Below are 10,467 nucleotides of genomic sequence, written 5' to 3' on the forward strand. Positions count from 1 at the left end.
CACGTGGTGCCATCGGGCGCCACGTGGCCTGTTCTTTTTTTGACTTGCAGGCAGGCTAGACCCGAACCCCTGCCCGCGTTTCTCTCGTCTCCACCGCTTCGAGTTCGCGCAGCACGGCCGCATGCAGCGCACGATCGGCCAGCACCCCGATGTGGTCGCTGCCCGCAATCACCTCGACGCCCTCGGTGCGCACACCCGGGCTCGCCGACATCTCCTGCGACATCCACCAGCGCACCGGTGCGGGTGCTTCATCGGCCGCCACATGCGCGATGCCCAGCCGCAGGCAGTTGACGCGGCTCCAGAGCGTGTGCTCCTGCGAACCCGCGGCCGGGCCGTCGGCCGGCAGCGCCGCACCGTAGGCACGCACCACCTCGCGAAGGAACATGTCGTGCTGCGCGCGCGCCATGCGGCCCAGCGTCTGCTGCCAGAGACCGCGCATGGCCGAACGTGCCAGCCACTGCTGCAGCGAGGCGTCCAGCGGCTCGCGCTCCGCGGCATCGAGCGCCGGTGCGCCAGCGAGCGCCGCGCGCATCTGCGGAAAGGCCGCGATGTCGACGGCGCCGACCCACGCGATGTCGAAGCGTTCGCGCAGCAGGCGGGCGACCTCGAGCCCCACGAGCGCGCCCACCGACCATCCGAACAGCGCGATGGGCCGTCCCTTCGCCTCTTCGCGCGATGCGATGGCCCGCGCATGGCGCTCGGCCATCGCCTCCACCGAATCGCCGGCCCATGCCGCTTCGCTGCCGGGTTCGCTGACAACGGTGAGCACGGGCACCGCGTCCTGCAGCGCCGCGTACTCGTCGCGCTTCCAGGCGCGGGCGGGAAAGGCATAGAGCGCGACGGGCGCGGATGCCGCAGTCGCGGCTTCGTCGAAGACAGGGTGTGGTTGCTGCGTCATCAAAGACTTTCCTCCAGGGTGACCAGGGGCGCGCCGCGGCCCTCGTCGAAATCGGCCCGATTCGCCGGCAGGCACAGGGCGGCGGCCAGCTCATCGAGCACGGGATGTTCGAACACGTCGCGCAGCTGCATCCGCGCAGCGGGCAAGCGTTCGCGGTCGACGCGCTCGTTCCATTGCACGACCAGGCGCGCGGCCCGCAGCGAATCGCCGCCGAGCTCGAAGAAATGCGCGCGCGGCGGCGTGGCGGGCGCCGAAAGCACGCCGCGCCATGTCTCGGCCAGCGCCGCGAACGCGACAGCCGGCAGGACCCTGCGCGATGCGCTTGCAGCGGCATCGCGCACCGGCGCGCGCGTCAACGCAGACCCGTCGGCCACCGGCGACTCCAGCAGCGATGCCACCGAGCGGCCCGCGCCCTGAAGCAGCGCTTTCACCAGCCCTTCCATCTGCGCGGCCAGCCCGGCGATGCCTGCGGGCTCGAACACCCCGCGCGCATGCTCGAAGCTCAGCCACATCTCCTCGTCCTTGGTCTCGACGATCAGCACCAGCGGCACGCCCAAGGTGCCGCGGCCCGACGAGGCCTGGATGCCGAGGCTCGGTCCCGCGCCGCGCGAGATCGCCTCGTCCACCGGATAGTTCTCGAAGATCACCAGCGTGTCGTACAGCGGCTGCCCCGGCGTGCCGAGCCAGCCCTGCACGCGCGGCAGCGGCGCATGTTCGCGCTGGCGCAGCGCGAGGTTGGCCGAGACGATCTGCCGCAGCCATGCGCCCACGCCCATCGCACCGTCGGGGCGCAGCATGAGCGGCAGGCTGTTGACGCACAGCCCCACCACATCGTCGATGCCGCGCATCTCGAACGAGCGACCCGACATCGTGACGCCGAAGCACACGCCCTCGCGGCCGGTGCGCTGCATCAGCAGCAGCGCCCAGGCGGCCTGCACCAGCGTGTTGAGCGTCACCTGCTCGGCCTGCGCCATGGCGCGCAGCGCGCGCGTGGTGGAGGCATCGAGCACCACGCGGCGGCTGTCGCAGCCACCCGCCGCCCAGCGCTGGAGCGGCACGCCGCACAGCAGCGTCGGTTTGCTGCCGATGTCCGCGTAGCAGTCCTGCCAGTACGTCTTCTCCTCGTCCTTCGCATCGCGCCCACTTCGCACGGCGGCAACGAAATCGGCATACGGCTGCAGCGGCGAGGTCACCTTCTGGCCGGCGTACAGCGCGAACAGCTCGCCCATCACGCGCGACACACTCCAGCCGTCGAACAGGATGTGGTGCCAGGTCCAGGCCAGCCGCCAGGCGTTGTCGCCCACGCGCACCGCCACCCAGCGCGCGAGCGGCGGACGCGCCATGTCGAAGCCGCGCAGGCGCTCCTCCTCGCACAGCGCATCCCAGGCTTCTTCCAGCGCCGCTTCGTCGCGGTGCCGGCTGCGCCAGTCGAGCAGCTGCACCGGCGCCTCGAGCTGCCGCAGCACCACCTGCATCGGCTCGCCCTGCGGCAGCCAGTGGAAACCGCTGCGCAGCGCGGCATGGCGCGCCACCGTGGACTGCCAGGCCGACTTCAGCCGGTCCGGGTCGAGGTCCACCATGTGCACCAGCGTCTGCACGACATTGATCTCGGTGCCCGGTGCGATCGAGCTTTCGAACAGCATGCCCTGCTGGCCCGGCGCGAGCGGATGGATGTTCTCGATCTGCGTCGCGGCCTCGGGCAACCTCGCGACCAGCGCATCGAGCGCGCCAGCCTCCAGGGCCGCGAGCGGAAAGTCGCTCGGCGTCACGCCCTGCGCATCCGCGAGGCCGCTCGTGCAGTGCGCGATCAGCGCGAGCAGTTCCTGCCTGAAGCGGTTGACCCATCCCTGCACGCTCGCCGCATCGTGCCGCGCGCGGCTGTACATCACGCGCAATGCGAGCTCGCCCGCATACACCTGGCCGCTGACCTGGAACTCGTGGCCCATCGGCGCGCCTTCGTTCACGGCCACGCCCATGCCTTCGGCCGCGAGGGTCCACAGCGCGTCCGCGTCGAAGTCGCCATCGAACTGGCCAAGGTAGTTGAAGACCACCTGTGCATGCGCCGCAGTGCCCACGTCCCCCACATCCCCCACATTCCCGCGCTGGCGCAGCAGGCCGAAGCCCAGCCCCTTGCCCGGGATGTCGCGCAGGCTTTCCTTCACCCGCATGAGCGCGGCACCCGGCTCGCCCATCGGCGCGAGGGCTACCGGGAACGCGCTGGTGAACCAGCCCACGGTGCGCGTCAGGTCGATGCCGTCGAACAGGTCTTCGCGGCCGTGCCCTTCGAGGTCGACCAGGATTCGCTCGTGCCCGCTCCACGCGCACAGTGAGCGGCCCAACGCCGTCAGCAGGATGTCGTTGACCTGCGTGCGGTAGGCCGCGGGCGCGTCCTTGAGCAGCGCCTCGGTCGCGGCCTTGTCCAGCCGCAGTTCCACGCTGGCCTGCTCGGCCGTGGTGGCGGCGCCTTGCGGGCGATCGCACGGCAGCTGCGCGGGCACTTCGGCCAGCGCCTGCCAGTGCGCGCGTTCGCGCTCGTCCTGCGCCAGTTGCGCGGCGTGGGCCTGCAGCGCCTGCGACCAGTCCTTGTAGCTGCTGGTCTTCTCCGGCAACACGACGGCCTCGCCGCGCAGCAGCTGCGCGCAAGCCGTGCCGAGGTCTTCGAGCAGGATGCGCCACGAGACGCCGTCCACCGCGAGGTGATGGACCGCGAGCAGCAGCCGCTGGCTGCCGTCCTCGACCTCGATCGCCAGCGCGCGCAGCAACGGGCCGTGCGCGATGTCCAGGCTGCGCTGGGCTTCGTCGCACAGCGCCTCGATCTGCACTGCGTCGCGGGCCTGCCGTACCCAGAGCAGTTCGTGCGCCGGATGGTGCGCGCTCGTGCCGTAGCGCTGCGTCCATCGGCCTTCGGCGTTGCGGTCGAAACGCAGCCTGAAAGCGTCGTGGTGCGCGATCACCGCCTCCAGGGCCTTGCGAAGCGTTGCCAGCGCCACCGGCGTGCGGGGCTGCAACAGCACCGACTGGTTCCAGTGGCTCGGCACCGGCAGCTTCGCGCCCAGAAAGTCGGCCTGGATCGGCAGCAGCGGCACCTCGCCCTCGAGCAGGCTCGCGGGGCGCTGCGCCCCAGCCTGCACCGCCTCGGCCACCGTGGCCAGCAGCGCCACCGTCTGGCGCTCGAAGAGTTGCCGCGGCGTGATGCGCCAGCCCGCCTTGCGCATGCGCGCCACGATCTGCAGGCTCAGGATCGAATCGCCGCCGAGTTCGAAGAAGTTGTCCTGGCGGCCCACGCGCGCCACGCCCAGCACCTCGACCCAGCTCTGTGCGAGCGCGGCCTCGACCTCGCCTTGCGGCGCCTCGTACGGCGCGTCGGCGCCGGCCGCCTCGGGCGTAGGCAGCGCCTTGCGGTCGATCTTGCCGTTGGCGTTGAGCGGCAGCTTGTCCAGCACGACGATGGTTCCGGGCACCATGTAGTCGGGCAACGCTTCGCCCAGTGCCTGCCTGAGGCGCGGCACGTCGAGCCCCTCGCCCGCACCCACATAGCCCACGAGCCGCGCACCGCCCTGCCCCTCGGCGGCCACCACCACCGCCTGGCGCACGCCGGGCTGCTGCAGCAGTTGCGCCTCGATCTCGCCGAGCTCGATGCGGAAGCCCCGCACCTTCACCTGGTGATCGATGCGGCCCAGGTACTCGAGCTGGCCGTCCTCGCTCCATTGCACGAGGTCGCCCGTGCGGTAGAGGCGCCCACCCGGCGCGCCGAAGGGATCGGCCACGAAGCGTTCGGCCGTGAGGCCCGCGCGTTGCAGGTAGCCGCGCGCGAGACCGGCGCCGCCCAGGTACAGCTCGCCGGGCACGCCGCGCGGCACGAGGTTCATGTCGGCGTCCAGCACATGCGCGCTGCGTTCGCCGACCGGCCGCCCGATGGGCGCATAGCCCGGCACGCAGCGCTCGTCCGCCCCCACCTTCCAGAGCATCGGCGTCACCACCGCTTCGGTGGGACCGTAGCCGTTGATCAGGATCTTCGGTTTGAGGTAGCGGCACACCGCCTCGAAGCCGTCCCGCGGCATCGCCTCGCCGCCGAACGAATACAGGTGGATCGGCGGGCACTGCCCGCTGTCGCGCGCCTCCTTGGCCAGCTCGCGCAGGTACACCGGCGGGAAGCCGGCGTTGGTCACGCCATGGCGCTGCATTGCCGCCAGCGTCTGCTCGGGCGTCCAGAGCGAGTCGTCGCGCACCACCAGGCTGGCGCCGCAACCCAGCGCCGTGTGCAGCCGCTCGTGGGCGCCGTCGAAGGCGAACGAGAGGAAATGCAGCTCGCGCGAATGCGGCCCCATTTCATAGAGCACCGCCGTGTCGCGGCAATGCATGTCGAAAGGCCCGTGCATCACGCTCACGCCCTTGGGCTTGCCGGTGGAGCCGGAGGTGTAGATCACATAGGCCAGGCTGTGGTCGTGCAGCGGCACGCCGGGGTTGTCGCTGCGCTCGCCCGACAGGTCTTCGCGGTCGACGAGGAGCACACAGTGCTCACCCTCGGGCCGCGGCATGCGTCCGGCCAGGGCTTCGCTGGTGAGCAGCAGGCCGATGCCGCTGTCCTGCACCATGTAGGCCAGCCGGTCGACCGGGTACTCCGGGTCCATCGGCACATAGGCGCCACCGGCCTTCAGCACCGCGAGGATGCTCACCACCATCTCGAACGAGCGCTCGAGCGCGATGCCCACGCGCGTCTCGGGCTTCACGCCCCGTGCGATCAACCGGTGCGCGAGGCGGTTGGCGCGCGCGTTGAGCGCGCCATAGGCCAGTGCCTCGTCGCCGAAGATCACCGCCACGGCATCGGGCTGTGCCTCTGCCTGCGCCTCGAAGCGCCGGTGCACCGCGCGCACCTCATTCGCATCGACGGGTGCGGCGGCCTGCTCATGTGGGTTCTCGCCCCATTGCTTGAGCAGCGCCAGTTCGTCGGCCGGCACCACCTGCAGCGTGCCCACGCGCGTGGCGGGGCTCAAGGTCAGCGCCGCAACCAGGCCGCGGATCGCCTCGGTCATCAGGCTGCACAGGCGTTGCGCGCCGACCGCCGCGGTGACCTGCGCGCCGATCTTGAAGCCCTTGCCCTCGTCGTCCACCGAGATCGCCACCGGGTAGTTGCTCCGCTCCCGGCTGCCGAGCACCTCCATGCCCTCCCAGGCCGCCGGCACCTCGCCTTCGAGGGCTTCGGTATAGCGGTAGTTGAACAGCACGGAGAACAACGGCGTGCTGCCGATCAATCCGCTGCAACGCTGTGCGCGCGACAGGCTGGCGTGCTCGTGGTGCAGGAGGCCCGTGAGGGCCTTGTGCGTCTGCCGCAGGCAATCCTCCGCGCTGTGCGCATCCAGCCGGATTCGCAGCGGCAGCGTGTTGATGAACATGCCCAGCGCACGGCCCGCATCCTTGCCGCTCTGCATGCGGCCAAGCAGCACCGTGCCGAACACGACATCGTTCTTTCCTGTCGTCCTGCCCAGCAACACGGCCAGGGCGAGATGGAACAAGGCCGCGGCGCTCACGCCATGGCGTTGCGCCTGTCGCCGCACCTGTTGCGCCAGTTCGGCATCCAGCGGCTCGCGCGCTTCTTCCGCATCCGTGCCGTCGCCTTGCACGTTCAGCAGATTGAAGGGTGCCGTGGGCTCCTGGACGTCCGCGAGCATTTCCGAGAAGAAAGCATCGTGCTCGGCCTGGCTCACGCCAAGGCGTGCCTGCGCGACATAGCGCCTGTAAGGCACGGTTTCGGGCAACTCGGCGTGGCGGCCCTGCTGCACCAGCGCGATCTCCTCCACGAGCAACTCGAGCGTGGTGTGATCCAGCACCAGGTGATGGGTCAGGAGCTGCAACTGCCACCGCTCCCGGCTCGCGGAAAAAGAACCCGTGGCATGAATCATCGGTGCGCGCCGCACATCGACACGATGGTCCGCAGGGCGCTCCCCCGTCTCCGCACCGCTCGCGAGGTCGCGATCTTCCGTCGCCCATTGCAGGTGCAATCGCGCTTCTCTTTGAACGACCTGGACCGGCTCCTTCAAGCCCTCCCACAGCACGGCGGTGCGCAGGATGTCATGGCGTTCGATGATCGTGTTGAAGCTCTCGATGAACCGCTCGAGACGTTCCCGCGTGTCGAAGCTCAGCACATGCCGCGTCACGTAGGCATCGCCTTCGGTTTGCAGCATGTGGTGAAACAGCATGCCTTGCTGCAGGGGCGCGAGAGGATAGATGTCCTGGATGTTCGCGGCGCCGCCGAGGACCGACGCTTGCAGGCTTTCGATCTGCCTGTCGTCGAGATCGATCAAGGTCAGCATCTCCGGCCGGATCGCCTCGCATCCCATCGGAATGCGGTTCTCGGGAACCACGACCTCGGTGCCCCCTTGCTCCTGCGCCAATGCCTGCACGAAGGCCGCGAAGCGAGGCTGGCGGAACAACGTGCGCACCTGCACGCGCCATCCATGCGCGCGCATGCGCTCGAGCAGGCTCAGCGCAAGCAGCGAATGCCCGCCGAGCTCGAAGAAGTTGTCGTTGCGACCCACGCGAGGAACCCCAAGGACCTCGGCCCAGATCGCGGCGAGCCTGACCTCCACATCGCCCTCGGGCGCTTCGTAGGTGCGCTCGCTGGCAAATTCCGGTGTGGGCAGCGCCTTCCGGTCGACCTTGCCGTTCGCATTCAGCGGCAGGGATTCCAGCACCACGACCACGCCCGGCACCATGTAGTCGGGCAGCACCTGGCCGAGCTTCAGCTTGAGCTGTTCCACATCGACTTGCTGCCCCGCATGGACGGACAGGTAGCCCACCAGACGCCCACCCGCCGGGCCTTCGCTGACCACCACGGCAGCCTCCCGCACGCCGGCCTGCGCAAGCATCTGCGCTTCGATCTCACCGAGCTCGATACGGAACCCGCGCACCTTCACCTGGTGATCGGTACGACCCCGGTATTCCAGCTGCCCGTCGACGTTCCAGCATGCAAGGTCGCCCGTCCGGTAGAGCCGCTGCCCTCCGTCCGTGGCAACGAATCGCTCCGATGTCAGGGTCGCCCGATTCAAATACCCTCGCGCAAGGTTCACGCCGCCCAGGTACAGCTCGCCCACCACGCCCACAGGTGCGGGATTGAGCTGCGCATCGAGCACGCGGACCTGCGTCGCATGGATCGGCCGGCCGATCGGTACATGGCCTCGCCCGTCGTCGCGGCAGGTCCAGTGCGTGACATCGATCGCGGCCTCGGTCGGCCCATAGAGGTTGTACAGCGCGGCCTGCGGCAGCCGCTTGAAAGCTCGATTCTGCGTTTCGACAGGCAGGGCTTCGCCACTGCAAACGATGCGACGCAAGCTCGTGCACGCCTCGACATCTTCATAGGCCAGAAAGGCCTGCAGCATGGAGGGCACGAAATGCAGGGTGTCGATCCCATGCTTCCTGATCAGGGCCACCAGCCGCTCCGGCTCGCGGTGATCGCCCGGGTTCGCCACGACAAGACGCGCGCCATACATCAGGGGCCAGAAGAACTCCCACACCGAAACATCGAAGCTGAAGGGCGTCTTCTGCAGCACCGCATCGCCTTCGCCCAGTTGATACGCCTCCTGCATCCAGACGAGACGGCTGCAAAGCGCGCGATGCCTGTTGGCTGCCCCCTTCGGCTTGCCGGTGGAGCCCGAGGTGTAGATGACGTAGGCGAGACTGTCGCCATGCAGCGCGATCTTCGGATCGCTCTCCGGTTCGGCACTGGTGTCCAGCGTGTCCAGCAGCAACATGCCCGCCCGCCCCAGTGTCGACATCTGTTCGACGAGGTGGCTCTGCGTGAGGAGCAGTTCGACGCCACTGTCGGCCAGCATGTAGGCCCATCGGTCCGCGGGATACTCCGGGTCGAACGGCACATAGGCGCCACCGGCCTTCAGGATGGCGAACAGCGCAACGACCATTTCGATCGACCGTTCCACGGCCACGCCGACCAGGCTCTCCGGCCCGACGCCGCGCCTCGCCAGATGGTGGGCCAGGCGATTGGCCCGCCGGTTCAGTTCGGCGTAGCTCAACGCCTGATCGCCGAAGACCAGCGCGGTCGCATCCGGTCGAACGGACGCCTGGCGTTCAAAGAACCGATGCACGGGCTCGAAATCCAGGCCGCCTTTTTCACCGTTCTCCCACGCCTGCAGCTGCTGGCGATCCGGAGCATCGAGCAGATCGAAATTTCCGACGCGGCATTCGGCATCGGCCGCGAACTGCTTCAGCACCTCCAGATAGGCTTTCGCCATCCGATCGACGGTGGTGCGGTCGTACAGCGCCGTGTTGTATTCGAGCTGGCCCGTCACGCGCGATCCGGAAATCGTCAGATCGAGCGAGAGTTCGAACTTCGCGCTGTGGTGCGGCCGCTCCATCTGCCTGACATCGAGGCCCTCCAGGACGGGCCCCTGGGCGCCGTCTTCCATCTGCAGCCCGAACATCACCTGGAACAGCGGCGTGCGCCCCGCCTCGCGCCGGTCAGTGCGGCTCGCGAGCAGCACGTCGAAAGGCAGGTCCGCATGGTCGAGCGCGGCCAGCACGTCGCCACGCACCTGCCGGCAGATTTCGCGCAGCGACATCTGCGGCGCGAGCCGCGCACGGAAGACCTGCGTCGTGACGAAGAAACCCAGCATCCCGTGCAGCTCCTCGCGGTGCCGCCCTGCCGAAGGCACGCCCACCGCGAAGTCGTACTGCCCGCTGTAGCGCGCGAGCACCACCTGCCAGGCGGCAAACATCACCACGAAAGGCGTGCTGCGCTCGGCGCGACAGAACTTCAGCAGCGCCTCGCACAGCGGTGCCTCGAGCGCGAAGTGCGTGGCTGCACCGTCGAAGCCCAGCTGTTCGGGGCGGGCATGGTCGGTCGGCAACTCCAGCGCGGGCACCTCGCTGCCCAGGTGCGCGTTCCAGTGGTCCAGGTCGCGCTGCATCGCGCCGGAGGCCGCACGCTCGCGCTGCCAGCGCGCGTAGTCCACATACTGCAGCGGCAACGCCGGCAGGTGCACCGTGCCGGGTGCGCGCAGCGCGGCGGCGTAGGCATCGGCCAGGTCCTTGGCGAGGATCGGGTTCGACCATGCGTCGGAGACGATGTGATGCAGGCAGATGGCAAGCACATGCTCGTCGTCGGCCAGCCGAACCAGCCGCGCCACCAGCGCCGGCGCCACGTCCAGGTCGAAGACGTGGGAGACGGTGCGGCGCACGACGTCGTCGAGCTTTTCCTCGCGCGACGCGGGCGCCTCGCTCCGCAGATCGATGCGCTCGATGCCGAAGGCGGCTTCTGCCTGCACCGTCTGCAGCGCCGCACCGTCGCGGATGAAGAAGCGCGTGCGCAGCACCGCATGGCGCTCGACCAGGGCCTGGAACGCACGCTCCAGCGCATCGGCGTCGAGCGCCCCCTTCATGCGAAACACCCGCGGGAGGTTGTAGGCCGTGAGCTGCGGGTCCAGGTTCTGCAGGAACCAGAGCTGCTGCTGCGCGAAGGACATCGCCACCGCCTCCCCGGGTGCCGTGCATGCGGCAATGGCTTCGGGGTTCGCGTCCTTCGGCATCTTCGTCGTCTCGTTCATCAAGCGTTTCCG

General features: G+C 69.1%; 2 protein-coding genes. Both read right to left on the minus strand.

Annotated elements, in window-relative coordinates:
- Positions 1–55: 55 nt before the first annotated feature.
- Complete coding sequence (locus J2W23_RS27415) at positions 56–898, minus strand: thioesterase domain-containing protein (protein ID WP_307650997.1); 843 nt, start codon at positions 896–898, stop codon at positions 56–58.
- Positions 898–10,455 (minus strand): non-ribosomal peptide synthetase, encoded by a 9,558-nt coding sequence (locus J2W23_RS27420; protein WP_307650998.1) that lies wholly within the window; start codon positions 10,453–10,455, stop codon positions 898–900. The genes J2W23_RS27415 and J2W23_RS27420 overlap by 1 nt, the downstream gene beginning before the upstream one ends.
- Positions 10,456–10,467 lie beyond the last annotated feature (12 nt).

It is taken from the genome of Variovorax boronicumulans (genome assembly GCF_030812215.1).
GTDB lineage: Bacteria > Pseudomonadota > Gammaproteobacteria > Burkholderiales > Burkholderiaceae_C > Variovorax > Variovorax boronicumulans_C.

Bases quoted from the DNA above. Each gene is read 5' to 3' on its own strand.
- J2W23_RS27415 (WP_307650997.1), bottom strand. From the start codon at position 898: ATGACGCAGCAACCACACCCTGTCTTCGACGAAGCCGCGACTGCGGCA.
- J2W23_RS27420 (WP_307650998.1), bottom strand. From the start codon at position 10,455: ATGAACGAGACGACGAAGATGCCGAAGGACGCGAACCCCGAAGCCATT.